Annotated in this window: 15 protein-coding genes, 4 tRNA genes and 2 pseudogenes; 2 read left to right on the top strand and 19 right to left on the bottom strand. The window is 37.5% G+C overall.

The annotated features are described in order from the left end of the window. Positions 1–7 precede the first annotated feature (7 nt). Positions 8–1,444 (bottom strand): amino acid permease, encoded by a 1,437-nt coding sequence (locus ACM5BR_RS10870; protein ID WP_416827929.1) that lies wholly within the window; start codon positions 1,442–1,444, stop codon positions 8–10. Positions 1,445–1,490: 46 nt separating this feature from the next. Further along, a pseudogene (locus ACM5BR_RS10865) lies at positions 1,491–1,634 on the bottom strand (hypothetical protein); the annotation flags it as partial. Positions 1,635–2,491: 857 nt separating this feature from the next. On the opposite strand from ACM5BR_RS10865, the pseudogene ACM5BR_RS10860 reads away from it, so the two are divergent. After that, positions 2,492–2,719: pseudogene (locus tag ACM5BR_RS10860) on the top strand (pyridoxal 5'-phosphate synthase lyase subunit PdxS); the annotation flags it as partial. On the opposite strand, the gene ACM5BR_RS10855 reads toward ACM5BR_RS10860, so the two are convergent. Beyond that, the gene (locus ACM5BR_RS10855) at positions 2,683–2,910 is read right to left on the bottom strand and encodes a hypothetical protein (protein ID WP_416828580.1); all 228 of its coding nucleotides are present in this window, start codon (positions 2,908–2,910) and stop codon (positions 2,683–2,685) included. The pseudogene ACM5BR_RS10860 and the gene ACM5BR_RS10855 overlap by 37 nt on opposite strands. A 218-nt stretch (positions 2,911–3,128) precedes the next feature. Here ACM5BR_RS10855 and ACM5BR_RS10850 point away from each other — a divergent pair, with 218 nt between their 5' ends. After that, on the top strand, positions 3,129–3,254 hold the full coding sequence (locus ACM5BR_RS10850) for a hypothetical protein (RefSeq protein ID WP_416827928.1): 126 nt from the start codon (positions 3,129–3,131) through the stop codon (positions 3,252–3,254). A gap of 367 nt (positions 3,255–3,621) precedes the next feature. On the opposite strand, the gene rlmH is transcribed toward ACM5BR_RS10850, so the two are convergent. From rlmH to ACM5BR_RS10770, 16 genes are all read right to left on the bottom strand, one after another. After that, a complete protein-coding gene (gene rlmH / locus ACM5BR_RS10845) occupies positions 3,622–4,101 on the bottom strand; it encodes a 23S rRNA (pseudouridine(1915)-N(3))-methyltransferase RlmH (protein ID WP_416827927.1) in 480 nt (159 codons plus the stop codon). A 225-nt stretch (positions 4,102–4,326) separates the two neighbouring features. After that, positions 4,327–5,535: a S1C family serine protease gene (locus ACM5BR_RS10840; RefSeq protein ID WP_416827926.1), complete on the bottom strand. Its 1,209-nt coding sequence runs from the start codon at positions 5,533–5,535 to the stop codon at positions 4,327–4,329. 57 nt (positions 5,536–5,592) lie between these two features. Continuing rightward, positions 5,593–6,387, bottom strand: coding sequence for an MBL fold metallo-hydrolase (locus tag ACM5BR_RS10835; RefSeq protein WP_416827925.1), 795 nt, complete (start codon positions 6,385–6,387; stop codon positions 5,593–5,595). Further along, positions 6,384–7,193, bottom strand: coding sequence for a two-component system regulatory protein YycI (locus ACM5BR_RS10830; protein WP_416827924.1), 810 nt, complete (start codon positions 7,191–7,193; stop codon positions 6,384–6,386). The genes ACM5BR_RS10835 and ACM5BR_RS10830 overlap by 4 nt, the downstream gene beginning before the upstream one ends. Beyond that, a complete protein-coding gene (locus tag ACM5BR_RS10825) occupies positions 7,174–8,520 on the bottom strand; it encodes a YycH family regulatory protein (RefSeq protein ID WP_416827923.1) in 1,347 nt (448 codons plus the stop codon). Before ACM5BR_RS10825 ends, ACM5BR_RS10830 begins: the two co-directional genes overlap by 20 nt. Next, on the bottom strand, positions 8,517–10,346 hold the full coding sequence (gene walK, locus ACM5BR_RS10820) for a cell wall metabolism sensor histidine kinase WalK (RefSeq protein ID WP_416827922.1): 1,830 nt from the start codon (positions 10,344–10,346) through the stop codon (positions 8,517–8,519). The genes ACM5BR_RS10825 and walK overlap by 4 nt, the downstream gene beginning before the upstream one ends. A 3-nt stretch (positions 10,347–10,349) precedes the next feature. Next, complete coding sequence (gene yycF / locus ACM5BR_RS10815) at positions 10,350–11,057, bottom strand: response regulator YycF (RefSeq protein WP_416827921.1); 708 nt, start codon at positions 11,055–11,057, stop codon at positions 10,350–10,352. 214 nt (positions 11,058–11,271) lie between these two features. Continuing rightward, positions 11,272–11,344: transfer RNA gene (locus ACM5BR_RS10810), tRNA-Phe, on the bottom strand. Between the two features lie 39 nt (positions 11,345–11,383). Then, positions 11,384–11,459: transfer RNA gene (locus ACM5BR_RS10805), tRNA-Asp, on the bottom strand. Between the two features lie 4 nt (positions 11,460–11,463). After that, a tRNA-Glu gene (locus ACM5BR_RS10800) sits at positions 11,464–11,535 on the bottom strand. Positions 11,536–11,541: 6 nt separating this feature from the next. Next, positions 11,542–11,616 (bottom strand) — tRNA-Lys (locus tag ACM5BR_RS10795). A gap of 158 nt (positions 11,617–11,774) precedes the next feature. Beyond that, a complete protein-coding gene (locus ACM5BR_RS10790; RefSeq protein WP_416827920.1) occupies positions 11,775–13,064 on the bottom strand; it encodes an adenylosuccinate synthase in 1,290 nt (429 codons plus the stop codon). 329 nt (positions 13,065–13,393) lie between these two features. Beyond that, entirely contained in the window at positions 13,394–14,743 is a 1,350-nt protein-coding gene (dnaB, locus tag ACM5BR_RS10785) for a replicative DNA helicase (protein WP_416827919.1), read from the bottom strand. Between the two features lie 53 nt (positions 14,744–14,796). Beyond that, on the bottom strand, positions 14,797–15,243 hold the full coding sequence (gene rplI, locus ACM5BR_RS10780; protein ID WP_416827918.1) for a 50S ribosomal protein L9: 447 nt from the start codon (positions 15,241–15,243) through the stop codon (positions 14,797–14,799). Then, entirely contained in the window at positions 15,240–17,213 is a 1,974-nt protein-coding gene (locus ACM5BR_RS10775) for a DHH family phosphoesterase (RefSeq protein ID WP_416827917.1), read from the bottom strand. Before ACM5BR_RS10775 ends, rplI begins: the two co-directional genes overlap by 4 nt. 129 nt (positions 17,214–17,342) lie before the next feature. Then, positions 17,343–18,275 carry a YybS family protein gene (locus tag ACM5BR_RS10770; protein WP_416827916.1) on the bottom strand — a complete coding sequence of 311 codons (933 nt, stop codon included), beginning with the start codon at positions 18,273–18,275 and terminating at the stop codon, positions 17,343–17,345. Positions 18,276–18,286 lie beyond the last annotated feature (11 nt).

Genomic DNA, 18,286 nt, shown 5'->3' with positions numbered 1-18,286 from the left:
ACTTTGTTTAGCTAGCTTTTTCTTCTGTTCCATTTAATTGGAATTCAATCTCAGTCTTCCATGATTCCTTGCGTCTAGCGTATACCACTAGCGGAGCAATAATAAGAACTCCGGCAATTATCAACTGGGTAATTGCACCGACCACTGAACCTGTAAGTAATGATGCTACCGTTGCACCAACAGTTGTAGCAACAAATATTAGGACGGCCAACCAAATTAATCCGTTTCCTTTAGCGCCAATTCTAAATGGGCGCTCCTGGGCTGGAGATGTTCTACGCAAATGCAAAATTCCAATGCTCATAATTATATAAACTGCGTTATACATAATGGCCGTCGCACTTGTCAATAGAAGAAAGGCCGTGTTAGCAGCTGGAACCAACAAATACAGTAATGCAAAAAGAGAAACAAATGTAGCTTGAGTAATCAGAACGTTAACTGATACACCCATTTTATTTTTCTTCCAGAAACCAAATTTTGGCGGATACAAACCTCGACGTGCTGATTCTGTGATGGTTTTTGATGGACCAGTCGCCCAAGCTGAAAGCTGAAAGATGACACCAATAAATACCATAATGCCAAAAATATTTGTCAAAATACTTGGTAAACCAAGAATTGTCACAAACTCTCCAAATCCTTGTGCAATGTTATTCAGTTGAACATCACCAGTGATAACATTCGCCAAAAGCAAACCATTTACTACATTAAATAGAGCCATAAAAATTAACGCAATAAAAGTACCTTTTAGATAAGTTTTTACTGGGTTCTTCAATCGAGTCATATACACAGATGCCATTTCAATTCCAGTAAAAATAAACATAATAGGAATTAAATTTTGCAAGGTTGAAAATGTCTTAGAATCTGGAAATAATAGCAGCGGACTAAAGTGACCTAGTTGACCAGTTTGTTGAATACCAACCTTAAGTAAAGCACCAACACCTAGGATAAACATTGCCACAACTGGAATATATAGTCCAAGCCACATTCCAATTCTTCCACCAATTTTAGCCATATCAAATCTAAGATTCAAAAGGGTAACAATCCAATAAATTACTAAAATACTCGATAATGTAAACATATTATTTGATGCTAATTGGGGTACACCTATCGAAACAGCAAACATCGGACCTAAAACAGATCCAACCATAACCATGCCGGGGAACATTTGCACCCACAATAACCATGAAGTAACAAATCCCCATTTTTTCCCCAATGCGCTTGTAACCCACAATTCAGGGCCGCCATCTTCGGGAAACATACCAGCATATTCTCCAGAAATGAAAGTTAGTGGTAGCGCATACAAAACAATGGCGATAGCCATATAAATAAACATGGTCCACCCAGCTGCAGCAACATTGGTAATATTACGAATACTTGCCACAAGGGCGCAAGTCATCCCAATAAATGTGCCAAGTTGTACCTGGGTTAATTTATTTGAAGCATTCATGTGAAATCCACCTCTTAATATTTAGTAATATCTATCCATGTCAACATTAATTGAAAATTTTACATAATTTCTTTGAAATCTCATCTTTAATTTTTTCGAAAAATTCTTCAGAGGTTTCCTTCGTATTCATATATGGTGTCATTACTGCCGGACGAAGCACTGTCACTTTTCCTACAGTATTCCATTCATCCTCTGAAAAGGAAAATCACTCCTCCTATAATTCCATGGTGTGTTCTTATTCACTCTGTAAATATCATAATGTTACCTTTGAAAATAATTTGTGAGAGTTTTTAAAGTGTTAATTCACCTACCTTATTAATTGAAAATTCTTAGATAGTATAAATGCATGGATTAGTACAAAATATTAAACTTGGTTTTGTATTACAAACAGATTGCAGCCATATTCTATCACTCGCTTTAATCAGTATAAAATATTAAACCTAGTTTTGTATTTCAAACTAATCACAACCACATACTATCACAAATTCAATACAAAACAAGATTGGTTTATAAAATAATATGATTGTTAACAAAGTAGTTAAAAAAATGTGATTAAATGTTCATGAGTTATATAATTGCGAACATTCGAGGGAATCAGTAAATTTATGAGGCTTTCTCTTTTCTCGTCGAATCGTTAGAAAACATACAATCATAAGATTTTGAAAAAATATAAAGAGGAATTCATTCCTTTGTTTTTTTGGTATAGCATTTCACTTTAATTTGCCAAACCTACTAGCAGAATAAGAATGTTAAGACTCAAATTATAATTATGTTAATGTTTTAATTAGTGAAATAATTGCCATGTTAAATTTCCCTGAATTTTTATATGTCAATAAATAACATGTTACGAAACAATCGTATTCCATACCCTATAGCCATTTCATTTAATTTTTGCTCACAATTAGAGCACCTGTTATGCTTTGACAGAAGTCCCTTTTGTTGTTTATTGTCATTACGTATGTAGAATACTAACTGAATTAAAACAATTCCCTTGGATTCCGTAAGATACAGGTAAATATTGTTAAAAAATACGAGGGAGCTTTTTGAATGGAAACAGGAACAGATCGTGTTAAACGTGGAATGGCAGAAATGCAAAAAGGCGGCGTTATTATGGACGTTGTCAATGCGGAGCAAGCTAAAATTGCAGAGGAAGCCGGGGCTGTAACCATTCCGGTTATGGCAAAAGTAAGAATCGGCCATATTGTTGAAGCACGCGTTCTTGAAGCATTGGGTGTTGACTATATTGACGAAAGTGAAGTATTAACACCTGCTGATGTATTTTCTCTATAGATCGCGTTTGACACCGGAACCCACATGCCGGATGCAACATTAACCATCCAAGTGATATAAGAGAAATACCACATGAACGTTCCTATAAAGGCAAATTTCGGGCCGATGGATTTTTCCATCCATGAATAGATTCCACCCTTTTCCTCTTTAAATGCAGAACCAAATTCAGCAACCATTAATGCAAAAGGAACAAAGAAGGTTAGGCTGAAAATAGGAACCAAGGAATAGTGGCATAACCCATCTTATAAAATGATTTTGGAATATTGTTAAACCCATAGACAACACAAGTCGTGAGCTTAGAAAGTTAAGTGAAAAAAAATTAATTAAAAAGATAAATGATAGCCAAGATCGAAGAAAACAATATATTCGTCTCTCGAACGACGGAGAAACTATGATGAACGAAGCTTTTGCAACTATAGAATCACATTTTCTAAAACCAATACAAAATGTTTCTAAAGAAGACTTAAATGATATTGAACGTGCAATAGATATTCTTCAGACAAAACTATTTTATGAATAGGCATAAATTACATGACAAGGGCTCCCTCAATTGAAAAATGATTGTTCACAACTAATCACCTTTCAATCGAGGAAGCCCTTGTATTTAAGTATTCTTTTACAAAAATCAGTTTTTCAAGTTTTTTATAAATTAATAACACTCAACAAAGCTTTAAACTGACAAAATAGTAAATTCTGTAATATCCTTCCCATGAAACTCCTGCTTTATATTAATGGGAATACTTTTTTATGCTCAACTTTGATGAATTTAGACAAACATCCTCGTTGAAACTAAACACTATTAACTTTTCTATTTTTAATGTACTTTTCCCAATGACTAAAATCCATTAGCACAAGCATATTCTCCAACGGAAAAGTTAAAACCTCATTTACTTATGGTACGGTTCCCCCCGATTAATCCGGTATGCCCGATACACCTGCTCCAGTAAAATTAACCGCATTAATTGATGCGGAAAAGTCATTTTCGAGAAGCTTAGCTTTTCATTTGCACGCTTTAATACTGGTTTGCTTAGACCTAATGATCCGCCTATGATAAAGGTGATTTTACTTGTTCCGTATGTAGCGAGCTTGTCGATACTGTCCGCGAGTTCTTCCGATGTTTTCATGCTGCCTTCGATTGCTAAGGCCATGACGTAGGCGTCGTCTGCGATTTTTTCTAAAATTCGTGTGCCTTCTTTTTCTTTTACGATTTCCATTTCTGCTTCGCTTAAATTTTCAGGTGCTTTTTCATCAGGAATCTCTATTAAATCGATTTTTGCATAAGCAGATAATCGCTTTTTATACTCGTCAATTCCTTGTTTTAGGTATTTTTCTTTTAGTTTTCCAACTGATATAATTGTGATATTCACAACAATTCCCCCACTTTACGAACATCTTATCCACAGAAGTTATCAACATATCCACAAATTTCATCCACATATTGTATGAGAATTTGTGTTCGATACCATATATATCGGACCATTTTTACACTATTCACAGGTTTTCACCCGGTTATCCACAGTGTGGAGAATATTACACACACTATATATGTATATCATTTTTTTCAAGAAAAAACAGGAGAGATGGCTCTCCTGTTAATAACTTGCACTTTCTAGCGTAGCTGTTGCGGATCCCTGCGTAGTACCTCTATAATAAGAAAGCACCATTTTGTCGCCAATTTTCTTTTTATAGAGAAGTGTTCGAAATTCCATTATATTATGGACAGGCTGTCCATCGACGCCAACAATTACATCATACTCCTTCATTCCTACTGTAGCAGCGGGCGAAGGACTTCGTACATCCAATACAGCTACCCCTGAAGTAACGGAATTAGGTATCTTTAATGTCTTTTCCCAATAGTAAGTCGGAATTTCATCCAGAGAACGCAGCTCTACACCTAGATAAGGCCTTTGCACCTTTCCGGTTTTCTGCAGCTCATCAATGATTGGAATGGCTCTTGAAATCGGGATGGCAAGTCCAATCCCTTCCACCGACTTTGCTGCAATTTTCATGCTATTGATACCAACAAGCTGACCATTCGCATTGATAAGAGCTCCTCCACTATTGCCTGGATTAATGGCTGCATCCGTTTGGAGTACCTCAACCTGCCAATCATAATGGCCATCATTATCGATATCGACTGGTACAATACGTTCCGTTGCAGAAATGACTCCCTGGGTTACGGTACCAGAAAAATCAAGACCAAGCGGGTTTCCAATTGCAATTGCCGGTTCCCCTCGTTTTAATGTGTTGCTATCACCAAACTCAATTACTTTGGTGGCGTATTTCTCATCCATTTGCAGAACAGCTAGGTCCATCACAACATCGCTTCCTATTAGTGTTGCAGGTACCTCTTGTCCATTGCTTAAACTAATTTCAATTCGGGTTGCCCCATCTATTACATGATGATTTGTCATCACATAAGCCTTGCCGTTTTCTTTTTTATATATAACTCCAGAACCGGTTCCGGCCTCTGCATCCTTTTCTGAGAAGCTATCACGCTGAATATTAATCACGCCGACAACTGCATCTGAAGACTTATCAACTGCATCCACAAAACCAGATCGTATGTCTACAGGCGTACTATTATTTTGCTTTTGCGGACCTGCAGCTAGGTTTTTATATTCGCTTGCTTCTGTTTGTCCCTTTTCTTGAATCCAGCCAATGCGCGTTAGCGTTGGTACCATAAGTGCAAATAAGGTTGCTCCTAAAAGCAATCCAGCAATACCCGAGTATGCAATCCTCTTTTTCAGCGAACGTTTCTTCGTACGCTGATTCGACTTCTCTTCTTCTTCAAAAGACATATCGTTTCACCCATCCTTTTCGCAAATCTTTTCCTTATTATTTGCGAAAAGAATGAATTATACGTATTGAATTTTCGTCGGCACCTTTGGATCTGTTTCGCAAAGGTGAAACTGATGCCCGACTGGAAGCCCTTTTGATTCCAATACTTGCGAAACTGCCATATGTGCCAATTCTTTCATATTATTATCTTGGCTTAAATGCGCTAAGTATATTTGCTTCGTATCATCCGTAATTACATCCGCCATAGCGAGAGCTGCATCTTCGTTTGAAACATGTCCTACATCGCTTAAAATTCTTCGTTTAATATTCCAAGGATATCGGCCCATACGAAGCATTTCTACATCATGATTACTTTCAAAAATAAAAACATTTGCTCCTTTTATAACACCTTTCATCCGATCGCTTACGTAACCGGTATCTGTGATATGAGCTAATTTTCTACCATTATGATGAAAGGCATAAAACATCGGCTCAGCCGCATCATGAGATACACCGAACGATTCTACCTCAATATCACCAAAGGATTGCACGGTTCCTGTTGGAAAAATAAATTTCTGTTCCATTGGAATCGTACCTATATGGGATTCCATCGCTTTCCATGTTTTTTCATTTGCGTATATCGGCAGCTTATATTTTCGGGCCACCACACCTAGGCCTTTAATATGATCACTATGTTCATGTGTGACTAGAATTCCGGAAATATCCTCTAGGCTTGCATGTACTTGATTCATCAGTGCTTCTGTATTTTTTCCGCTCAGTCCAACATCTACTAATAATTTCTGTTTTTCCGTTCCTACATAGATGATATTTCCCGAACTTCCACTTGCTAGAATACTAAATTGTAAACTCACTTCACTTCACTCCATTGCGTACCGTCCTTGTTATTTTTAATAACCTGTCCCTCCATAGCATTCACGAAATAATCATTTTCGTTGTTCACTGTGAAATGCCACGTTGGCGCAATTACTTGAACTCCTAATGATGATGGAATCACGACTGTGTAATATCCGAATTCTACTTTTGTTATTTTACTGCCCGCTTTAATTTCATTTTTTAAATACAATGTTTCAAGAGCCTTTGCAGACGTAATGATATCCTCCTGCGTGCCTCCCATTTCTGTAACGCCAGTAAGCATCGTTTGTGTATAGGATACGATTTCATTTTTATCGTTTATATCTGCAATAATAGCGGCACCCTTATTAGAAAATATGCTTTGGTTTTTATATTGCTGGAAAAAATATATTTTTCTATCTTTCTCATTGGTTGTCCAATATTTATATTTCGAACCGTCTATCACATAATTACGCAAAAACTCGTCATAGAAATAGCCTTTGTCATTTTTCGGTATTACGATCGGTTCTTTGAGTCTACTTACAATTGTGTTTGAATCACTTAAAACCGCAGATTGATTTTTTAAAGCACGAACTTCATCTTCTGTAAATTCTCTGCTTTTCCCCGTGATATAGGATTCCTTCGTAGGTTCCTTCGGTAAATTGGAGTAGGTGATTTTATCAGCTTCTAGCCGATCGTCTAACGAAGTAACGGCCATCACCTCCCACTGATTATTCGTTCGTTTTTGAACGAATTGAACAAGGAGGACGAGATCTAGAACCAAAAATGTAAGAATAAAAATAATCTTAATTTTGCTCCAATCCAACTAACACTCCTCCTCCATTGTTCATATTCCAATCTAACTTTTTATAAGTATCTCCATACGAAACAACCCAAATCGGTTCTAGTCTTACTGCAGTAACTTGTTCATTATTCGTGCTCGATTCTGGGTTCATTTCATAGCCAATTTGAATATTCGTGATTTGATTTATATTGGCATCTGGCATTTTTTCCAACAAAGAGATAACGGATGCACCCGACGGTAAATTCGTTTTCTCATATTCTCCGCGGAAGGAAAGTTTAAATAAAGGACGAGTGTAGAGACTAGGTTCTTCCGATCCCCATACTTGCTGCAAGGTTGCCATCCCATTAGCGTTAAAAACAGGGTAGCTATTATCTGCATATAGCCGAAATGTTATTTTTCCTTCCTTTGGATTCATAGCATAAAAATGATACGTATCAGACCATCCGCCATGATTATTAGTAAAATCTATACTTTTTTCTACTAGCGCACCGTCATCGGACATGATGTTAGTAATGGAAGGATTTAAGTAGGACATCATTTCAGTCCCTTTCGAAATGCGTAGCAATCTCGTTCCGTCTGTATATGTGTCCTCAGCAGCAGACTCATCCTTTTTTACATAACGCGGGTCAGTAAACAAGGAATCCTTAAACATATCTTCCTGTTGCTTCGTTGTAACATAGAGCATACGCGGCATTTCAACATTATCCTTCGGTAAAAAGATAGCATGTGTATCATTTGTTTTATACATCATGTATTCTTTTCCCGATTTGAGCACATATTGATCTCGTAGGTTTTCTAAGTCCTTAATCGGGATATTCTTTAATGTCGTTTCGTAAATTTTTAAGTTATTATACGATACAAAATATACTTTAATATCATCTTCATGCATACCTTGATAGGAAATAACAATTCGATCAAAACTGTAATTGCTAACGTTTTTTTCTTTTATCGTTAGTACTTTTTTTATCGTTTCAAATGGTATTTCGGTTGGAAAGACAATTTCAAGTTTATCTTTACCATGAACAAATGACAGAAAATCATTCTTATCTATTTTCGTTGAAATATCTTTAAAATCATAAAACTCCCCTTTTTCTAGCACATTGTAAATTGCATTCACATTGGAGCTTTGCTCTGTGGCAATATGTGTACCATCCTTATGATAAATAATGCTATAGGGGGAGATAAGATTCGTAATTTCCTTCTTTGTCATAGTTGGAACATCTTGTATATATTTTTGACTTTGGACGACATTTGAGGGAGGCTTTATTGTCCATAAGCTATACGTTAGAAATAAACTCATTACTACTAAATTAACGAGGATAGTAGTTTTAAAGATTTCTTTATTCATTCCCATTCATCCTCATTTTCTTTATCAATTAGTAAAGTGAAATAAATGGTTGTTCCTTTTCCTTCCTCGCTTTTAGCCCAAATCTTACCGCCATGGGCTTGTATCATTTCCTTCGCAATTGCCAATCCAAGACCTGTTCCGCCTAGTTTTCTTGATCTTGCTTTATCAACACGATAAAATCGATCAAAAATTTTATCTACATTTTCCTTTGGAATTCCCATACCTTGGTCGCTAATGCTAACCTCTAGCAAATCCCCACGATCCCTAAGACGATAGGTGACGGTTCCACCTTCTGGTGAGTATTTTAGAGCGTTGGAAATAATATTATATAAAACCTGTGTAAGCTTATCTTCATCAATTTTAAGAAATCGTTCCTTTTTGGAAAAGGCTCGCTTAAAGTTTACATTTTGATCCTTCGACATTTCAAAGCGGTCAATAATATTATTAAAGAATTCGGTAAAATCTACCCAGTCCTTCATCAGAACGTACTCCGTGCTATCCATTTTCGAAAGCTGCAACAGGTCATTGACGAGCCTGATCATACGCTCCGTTTCATCTTGAGCTACTGTTAAGAAATTCGGTGCAATATTCGGATCCTTCCATGCTCCATCACTAAGAGCTTCTAAATAGCTGCGCATCGTTGTTAGCGGTGTCCGCAATTCATGAGAAACATTTGCAACAAATTCCCGTCGTTCCCCATTAATCTGTTCTTGCTCCGTTACATCATATAATACTGCGATTAGACCATTTGCCTTCCCTGTTTCCTTCTGTATAACTGAAAAGCTTGCCCGCAGCATATACGTTTCATCTCTTGTACTAAAATCAAGCAACACTGAATCTGGCTCTTCAAATAAATTATCCAATGTATATTCATCTTGAATACCTAAAATTTCTAAAATCGGTTGATCCAGAGCTGTTTCACGTGAAACATTCAACATTTTTTCAGCGGGATCATTTAACAAAATAATATATCCATTTCGATCCGTAGCAATAACTCCGTCTGTCATATGAGACAGCACAGATGTAAGCTTTCGCCGTTCGCTCTCTGTTGAGGATCTAGCCTGCTGCAATTTTTTGGATAGATTATTAAATGCAACAGCGAGCTGACCAATTTCATCAAACCCATATACCTTTACTTTTCGTGAAAAGTTACCCTTTGCCATTTCCAACGCTTGTTTGCGCATTTCAGAAATAGGTCTTGTAATCGTTTGTGCTAAGAAAAAGACGAGGACAGCGGTAACCATTAGTGCAATGACCGTACCTGTTGCAAAGATTTGATTGATATCTTTCATCTGTGTATATACATCTTCCATTGATGCAATGGAATAAACAACACCCTTGGTCTTTCCATCAACTTTTACAGGGACAGCCTTAACGTACATCCGTTGTCCAGTCGTTGGATCTACCTCAACCCGTTCATCCTCCGCTCCAGATATTAATGTTCTTTTCACAAGCGGTTCCGTCGTTTTTTTTCCTTCAATTCCACTGTTTGCTTGATCCGAAGTTGCCACAACGCGGCTATTTTCATCGATAAAGCGGACTTCCTTTACTTCATCCTTTGAATTTGAACTAAACTCCATCATCAGCTTTTTAATAGCTACATCGATGGAATCTGTTTTATCGCGTTCTTTCGTAAATTCCTGCCCTAAATTATAGGCTAGTAAATCCACTCGTTTTGTGATCGAATACTGAAAGTTTTTTACCAATTTATCTTCTAGCTGTTTCACAAAGTAAACACCTATAATTTGCATCGCAGTTAAAATAAGAAGCATATAAATTAATACAAATTTTAAATGAATCGATTGAAAAAATCCTACCTTTTTCATAACCTACTCCTGTTCAGGATCACGAAGATAATAGCCGACTCCTCGTCGTGTAACAATCAATGTCGGATGGCTTGGATTATCTTCAATTTTCTCACGTAAGCGACGAACGGTCACATCGACTGTACGAACATCACCAAAATAATCGTATCCCCAAACAGTCTGCAATAAATGCTCACGCGTCATGACTTGTCCTAAATGATTTGCTAAGTAATGCAGCAATTCAAATTCACGATGCGTTAATTCAATATTTTCTTCCCGTTTTGTTACACTGTAGGCATTTGGATTAATAACGATAGCACCTATTGTAATTTCAGATGAATCTTCTTTTTCCGCATTACCGCCTTGCTGATGACGTCGTAGGTTCGCCTTTACACGAGCCAATAGCTCTCTTGTGCTAAATGGCTTCGTAACGTAATCATCTGCACCCAGCTCTAGACCAAGTACCTTATCGATTTCGGAGTCCTTAGCGGTTAGCATGATAATTGGCATCTCATAGTTTTTTCTTACTTCACGACATACTTCTAGGCCGTCTTTTCCCGGCAGCATGATATCAAGAAGCATCATATCAGGTTGCTCTGTCTCTACTTTTTCTATAGCTTCTTCTCCATCATAAGCAACAACGATTTCAAATCCTTCTTTTTCAAGATTAAACTTTAAAATATCGGCAATTGGTTTTTCATCATCTACAACCAAGATTTTTTTTCCCATCATTTGTGCATTCCTCCAAAAGAGAATTTCATGCCTTTTATAGAAAAACCTCTAGCTTCTGCTAGAGGCGGTCTTAACTTTATTCTAAAAGATATAACGGTATTTGTAAAATAGGAATCGGTTTCCTATTATTATAAGGCCATTAAAACATCACATTGTAACCAAATCAAAATATGAAAAAGGATGCTATGTGGGCCCACTTAGCATCCTTTTAAAGTGGCTCGGGACGGAATCGAACCGCCGACACGAGGATTTTCAGTCCTCTGCTCTACCGACTGAGCTACCGAGCCAAACTATCTATGTAAAACCACCTATGTGGTAAAACAAAATGGCGGTTCCGACCGGGATCGAACCGGCGATCTCCTGCGTGACAGGCAGGCATGTTAACCACTACACCACGGAACCAAAATGACCCGTACGGGAATCGAACCCGTGTTACCGCCGTGAAAGGGCGGTGTCTTAACCGCTTGACCAACGGGCCAACAATTGGTGAGCCATGAAGGACTTGAACCTTCGACCCTCTGATTAAAAGTCAGATGCTCTACCACTGAGCTAATGGCTCATCTACGTCAATGCTAATTTCTTGACGACAAGACATATCATATCACACTTAAAAGTACTTTTGCAACTATAATTTTTCATTTTTTTCATCAAAAAAGAACCCAACAGAAATGGGTTCTTTCGTATTTACTATACCTGCTTTTTCTTCAAATAACAAGATTAATTTTCATACACATTACGAATAATATTTGTTTGGTTGCGATCAGGTCCAACAGAGAACATAGATAGCTGAATACCTGTAAGCTCTGATAAACGTTCTACATATCGTCTCGCATTTGCAGGAAGCTCATCTAGACTCTTCACGCCTGTAATATCTTCTGTCCATCCTTCAAATTCTTCGTAAACAGGTTCACATTCTGATAAAATGTGGAAGCTTGCAGGAAATTCCTTAATAATTTCTCCTTTGTGCTTATAAGCAACACAAATCTTCACAACTGGAAGGCCTGTTAATACATCGATAGAGTTTAAGCTTAAATCTGTAATACCGCTAATGCGACGTGCATGTCTTACTACTACGCTATCAAACCATCCAACACGGCGAGGTCTGCCGGTTACTGTTCCGTATTCACGACCTACTTCACGAATTTGTTGTCCAACTTCATCTGATAGTTCTGTTGGGAATGGACCATCACCTACGCGGCTTGTGTATGCCTTACATACGCCTACAACACGATTGACTTTATTCGGACCAACTCCACAACCGATTGTTACCCCACCAGCAACTGGATTAGAGGACGTAACGAAAGGATACGTACCTTGGTCAACGTCAAGCATGGATCCTTGTGCTCCTTCGAATAACACTTTCCGTCCTTCATCAATAGCGTCATTCAATATCACAGATGTATCGCATACAAATTGCTTCACTTGTTGTCCATACTCGTAGTATTCTTCAAAAATATCTTCAATATTAAATCCTTCAGCATCATACATCTTTTCAAACAAACGATTTTTTTCTTCTAGATTTCGCTTAAGCTTCGTATAAAATTCGTCACGATCTAATAGGTCAGCAAAACGAATACCAATACGTCCTACTTTATCCATATAAGCTGGGCCTATTCCCTTTTTCGTCGTTCCAATTTTGTTATCGCCTTTACTTGCTTCTTCTAGCTCGTCTTGTTTGATATGATACGGTAAAATAACATGTGCGCGATTGCTAATACGCAAATTATCTATACTAAATCCGAAATTACGAATATTTGTAAGCTCTTCTACTAATGCTTTTGGATTTACAACCATTCCATTACCAATTACACAGATTTTGTCACTGTAGAAAATGCCAGAAGGAATTGATTGAAGCTTATAGCGCTTTCCATTCAGCACAATTGTATGACCTGCGTTATTTCCTCCTTGATAACGTGCAACTACTTCTGCATGTTCTGAAAGAAAGTCTGTAATTTTACCCTTTCCTTCGTCTCCCCATTGTGTTCCTACAACTACTACTGAAGACATTCTAAGCACCTCCGCTATTTTCAAACGAACTCAAACAATATTATTTTATCAGACCAAGAATAGAAGTCAACATAAATACGAACATTAATTTTGATGTTTTGTTTTTTTGTTCGTAAACAAAGTTATTTTAGAAAAAAAAGCAATGTAATCTATACCGTAATAAAAAAAAAAGAACACTGCAATAGTATGCATCATGTTCCTCTTTTTAATCGATATTTAAACTGTTCGAGACAATCATTTTTACGTCTTGCTCTTACAACGGGGTTAATCCTCTCTAACTATATAGGGCAAAAGCCTTCTATGAAAAGAAATTTCCCATCCTACTATATTTATGAGGTTGGTTCTAATCTTCGTTCCAAGTTTACGAATTTGTTGTATTCTTTTACGAATGCGAGTTCAACTGTTCCAACAGGGCCATTCCGTTGTTTTGCTATAATAATTTCTATAATATCTTTTTTCTCGGTTTCTTTATCATAATAATCATCACGATATAAGAAGGCGACAATATCTGCATCTTGTTCAATACTTCCTGATTCACGAATATCAGACATCATTGGCCGCTTATCTTGTCTTGATTCTACTCCACGAGATAGCTGTGATAAGGCAATGACTGGGACTTCCAGTTCACGTGCAAGCGCCTTAAGGGACCGAGAAATATCCGATACTTCCTGCTGACGGTTCTCTCCCCGTTTTCCACTGCCTTGGATGAGTTGAAGATAATCTATTAAAATCATGCTTAATCCGCTTTCCTGCTTCAAACGACGACATTTTGCACGAATCTCACTCACTCGAATCCCTGGGGTGTCATCAATGTGGATACCGGCGTTCGATAAGCTACCCATTGCCATCGTAAGCTTACCCCAGTCCTCTGCATTTAAATCACCTGTACGCAAGCGCTGAGCGTTAATATTTCCTTCCGCACATAGCATACGCATAACGAGCTGCTCTGCTCCCATTTCTAAACTAAATATAGCCACGCTTTCGTCGGTTTTCGTTGCTACATTTTGTGCAATATTAAGTGCAAATGCGGTTTTCCCTACAGATGGACGGGCTGCTACAATAATCAAATCATTTTTTTGAAAGCCTGCTGTCATTCTATCAAGCTCTGAAAAACCAGTTGGAATACCAGTTATGTCCCCTTGCCGATTATGAAGGAGTTCAATTTTATCATAGGTAGCAACGAGAACATCCCTAATGTTTTGAAAGCCTTTTGTGTTCTTCTTTTGCGATACTTCTAATATTTTGCGCTCAGCTTCGTTTAACAAATCCTCTACTTCATCTTCACTTGCATACCCATCAGTAGCGATTGTGGTAGCTGTTCGAATGAGCCTACGTAAAATAGACTTCTCTTCTACAATGTGAGCATAATACTCTACATTGGCAGCCGTTGGAACGGAATTGGCGAGTTCAGCTAAATAAGAAACGCCGCCAACTTCATCCAATACATTTTGATCTACCAATTCGGCAGTAACCGTTACAAGATCAATAGGCTTTCCTTTGTCGAAAAGAGTAAGAATCGCTTCAAATACTTTTTGATGCGCAGCACGATAAAAATCTTCAGCAGAAAGAACTTCAAAGGCTACCGTTACTGCTTCCTGTTCGAGAAACATGGCTCCTAATACAGCTTGCTCTGCTTCTATATTTTGCGGAGGAGTTCGATCAGCAAATACTTCAGTCATACTCATTTCCTCCCCTCACAAATGGACTTCACTGTAATTACGCTGATGTATATTTATTGTTCCCCCACGTGAACTTTTAGCTTTGCTGTAACTTGTGGATGTAGCTTTACTACTATGTTCGTATGTCCTAATGCACGAATACTATCTTCCATTTCTAATTTACGCTTATCAATTTTTATACCATAAGCTTTTAGTAATTCTTCTGCAATTTGCTTGCTAGAAATAGAACCGAATAAACGGCCGCCTTCGCCTGATTTTGCTTTTAATTCCACTGTGATACTTTCAATCTTTTCTTTTAACTCTTGACTGTGTTGTAATTCTTGCTCTGCTTCTTTTTCTTCCTTACGCTTTTGTGCTTGCAGAACGTTTATATTTGAATTGCTAGCTTCAGTAGCTAACCCTTGTTTAAGTAAAAAGTTTTGTGCGTAGCCGTCTGCTACATTTTTGACCTCGCCTTTTTTGCCTTTCCCTTTTACATCCTTTAGAAAAATAACTTTCATGAATTTGTACCTCCTTCTAAATACTCGTCAATGACGCGTTGTACCATTTGCTTGGCATCCGCTATCGTGACCTCTTGTATTTGGGTAGCAGCATTTGTTAAATGTCCGCCTCCACCTAAGTTTTCCATGATAATTTGCACGTTTATCTTTCCGAGCGAACGAGCACTAATTCCAATCATTCGTTCACTTCGTCTTGCAATGACGAAAGAAGCAACCACATTCGTTAAGGAGAGAAGCGTATCAGCAACCTGTGCAATGTGCACCTGGTCATAGATTTCATCTTCCTCTGCCGTCGTGATGGCGATTCCTTTCTTATAAATATAAGCGTGCTGAATCGTTCTTGCAATCTGCAAGTAATGATTCATATCTTCCTTTAAAAACTCTTGTACGAGTATCGTATCTGCTCCGTGTGAACGAAGAAACGAGGCAGCATCAAATGTACGAGCACCCGTTCGAAATGTAAAGCTTTTTGTATCTACTATTATACCAGCAAGAAGGGCTGTTGCTTCGACCATATTCATTTTTAACCGATTTGGCTGATATTCAAGTAATTCCGTTACGAGCTCCGATGTAGAAGACGCATAGGGCTCCATATAGACGAGAATTGGATCTTGAATGAACTCTTCCGCACGGCGATGATGATCAATGACCACGACGTTTTCAATTGTATGAAGCAGACGTCCTTCTATTACCATAGATGGCTTATGCGTATCGACAACGACAAGGAGTGATTCTTCAGAGGCGAGCTCTAATGCCTTATCTCTACTAATAAAGCGTGACCATAGATCTGGATTTTTCTTAATTTCACTAATAAGATGCTTTACTCCTTGATCTAGCCCATCTTCTTCTATCACAATATAACCGTCACGTTCATTAAGTTCTGCTATTTTCAAAATGCCGATGGCAGCACCGATTGCATCCATATCAGGCAATTTGTGTCCCATAATAATAACGTTATTGCTTTCTAACACTAAATTTTTAAGGGCGTGAGAAATGACTCGTGCTCTCACCCTCGTACGTTTTTCAACTGGATTCGTTTTGCCGCCATAGAATTTGACTTTACCTACAGCCTGCTTAATAGCTACCTGGTCTCCGCCTCTTCCTAGTGCTAAATCCAGCCCAGATTGTGCAATACTTCCTAACTCAGGAAGAAGCGTGGCCCCTGATCCTAACCCAATGCTTAGTGTAAGTGGCACATGTCTCTTGGATGTTTCCTCTCTAACTTGATCTAAAATATCGAATTTACTTTTCTCGAGTTGCGAAAGAATACTTTCGTTTAACACCGCAAAGTACCGTTCCGAAGAAACACGCTTTAAATACATACCATATTTTAACGCCCACTCATTTAATAGAGATGTTACACGACTCGTAATAGAAATACGAACTTGATCGTCTAGCCCCTGTGTAACTTCGTCATAATTATCAAGTAGAATAACAGCTAAAACCGTTCTTTGGTCTTCGTACATCTTCTCTATTTGTGTTTGTTCCGTCACATCAAAAAAATAAACGAGTTTTTCTTCACGACGAACAAAAATACGATACTTCCGTTTATTCAAGTTAATGATATCTTCGTCCGTTTCTCCTTTCACACAAAGCAGAAGCGGTTCTGATAAATCATATAAATGCCACCCAACAAGGGGTTGGTAGCCAAAACATGAAGACAGATACGGATTTGCCCAATCTATGACAAATTCTCTGTTATAAAGCAAAATACCAATTGGCATTTGATTTAATGCCTCATCATTTACTTTTCTTACTCTCGATATCATGCTAGTTGTATACTGCTTTAAATTTTTACGAAAAAGCAATTCGAACTTAATTAAAAAAAAGATGACGAAACAAAAAATAACAAGAGCCAGAATCCCGACTATCCAGTCATGATACGTAAGTACTGCAATGGTAACGAGAGCTAAGAACGCTAACGAATAAATAGGATACAGAAACTTCTGTTTCTTATAAAACTCTGGCATACGTTCAACTCCTATAAGATACTTGCCCCAAGCTGAAGCTTCCTTCTATAATTCAAATCCTAACAACTATCATTAAGGCCGATGCAAAAGATTAACCTGGAATAACCAGTGAACAGAGTTACAATACACTTATTTTAATCGACTTCGCAAAGAAAAACCTAAATCAATTATACCTAAGAAACTTACAAGAGAAAATAAGAATGGAATGAAGAATGAAAAGATAACGATGACAATTGGTATAAATTTTGGATATTCTTTTTTATAACTATAGAAAAACAGAAAAGAGAATCCTTGTATTGCCATTAATAAGGGTAAAATAAGATTTAAGTTAAGAATTGCAGTATATAAATAGGAGCCTTCTTGGACATTCATAAACATAGCTAAAATTAGAAAAATTACATAGTAAAATAATACGCTTCTTGGAAGCTGTAAATCTCGAAACGGTGGCCATGGCTGAACTTCAAAGCGTAAACGTTTTAAAATAGGTGCAGCAATGAGAAGCGTAAACCATGACATCATAAACGATCCCATAATGACTAACGATGGAAATGCATATCCAATGATTTTCGGTAGCTGCTTCATTTGCGTAAGCTGCGCTTCATTGACAGGAAGTCCTGTGGATCGCATAAAGTTCTCGGAGCCTGTAATAGATTGCATCACAAGGTCCTGTGATTGTTGAATAAAATTGTATGAAAAAAAAGTAACACTAATGACATAAATTACAACTAAATTAACAGTATAAATCAAGGCTGCTACCACTAAGAGCTGCAAAGCACTCTTTTTATTCTTATACATTATACCAAGTACAATTCCCGTTGTACCAAACATAATGGCTGTTGAAATCGTAAGCGGAGAGCTTACTAACATGGAAACAAGCGAAGCAGCAAACAACAGAATCAACGAATATTTCCAGTCATGTCTCATTGCAAAAATGAGAAAAGGAATAGGTAATGTAAACGGAAGAATAATACCCACAATTGGCAAATATAGTGTTGCAAGAAATAAAACAACATACACTGCAAGTAAAACTGCGCCCTCGGTAATCCACCTAATATTTTTCATTATATATCCTC

This window comes from Ectobacillus polymachus, from assembly GCF_048159605.1.
GTDB lineage: Bacteria > Bacillota > Bacilli > Bacillales > Bacillaceae_G > Ectobacillus > Ectobacillus polymachus.
The sequence above is the reverse complement of the archived record's forward strand: the minus strand, read 5'-3'. Positions and strand labels throughout refer to the sequence as shown.

What these genes read in the sequence shown, in the direction of transcription:
- ACM5BR_RS10840 (WP_416827926.1), bottom strand. Translation starts at nt 5,535, where the DNA reads ATGTCTTTTGAAGAAGAAGAGAAGTCGAATCAGCGTACGAAGAAACGT.
- ACM5BR_RS10855 (WP_416828580.1), bottom strand. Translation starts at nt 2,910, where the DNA reads ATGGTTGCTGAATTTGGTTCTGCATTTAAAGAGGAAAAGGGTGGAATC.
- ACM5BR_RS10775 (WP_416827917.1), bottom strand. Translation starts at nt 17,213, where the DNA reads ATGCCAGAGTTTTATAAGAAACAGAAGTTTCTGTATCCTATTTATTCG.
- ACM5BR_RS10790 (WP_416827920.1), bottom strand. Translation starts at nt 13,064, where the DNA reads ATGTCTTCAGTAGTAGTTGTAGGAACACAATGGGGAGACGAAGGAAAG.
- dnaB (WP_416827919.1), bottom strand. Translation starts at nt 14,743, where the DNA reads ATGACTGAAGTATTTGCTGATCGAACTCCTCCGCAAAATATAGAAGCA.
- ACM5BR_RS10870 (WP_416827929.1), bottom strand. Translation starts at nt 1,444, where the DNA reads ATGAATGCTTCAAATAAATTAACCCAGGTACAACTTGGCACATTTATT.
- ACM5BR_RS10850 (WP_416827928.1), top strand. Translation starts at nt 3,129, where the DNA reads ATGAACGAAGCTTTTGCAACTATAGAATCACATTTTCTAAAACCAATA.
- ACM5BR_RS10825 (WP_416827923.1), bottom strand. Translation starts at nt 8,520, where the DNA reads ATGAATAAAGAAATCTTTAAAACTACTATCCTCGTTAATTTAGTAGTA.
- rplI (WP_416827918.1), bottom strand. Translation starts at nt 15,243, where the DNA reads ATGAAAGTTATTTTTCTAAAGGATGTAAAAGGGAAAGGCAAAAAAGGC.
- ACM5BR_RS10770 (WP_416827916.1), bottom strand. Translation starts at nt 18,275, where the DNA reads ATGAAAAATATTAGGTGGATTACCGAGGGCGCAGTTTTACTTGCAGTG.
- walK (WP_416827922.1), bottom strand. Translation starts at nt 10,346, where the DNA reads ATGAAAAAGGTAGGATTTTTTCAATCGATTCATTTAAAATTTGTATTA.
- yycF (WP_416827921.1), bottom strand. Translation starts at nt 11,057, where the DNA reads ATGATGGGAAAAAAAATCTTGGTTGTAGATGATGAAAAACCAATTGCC.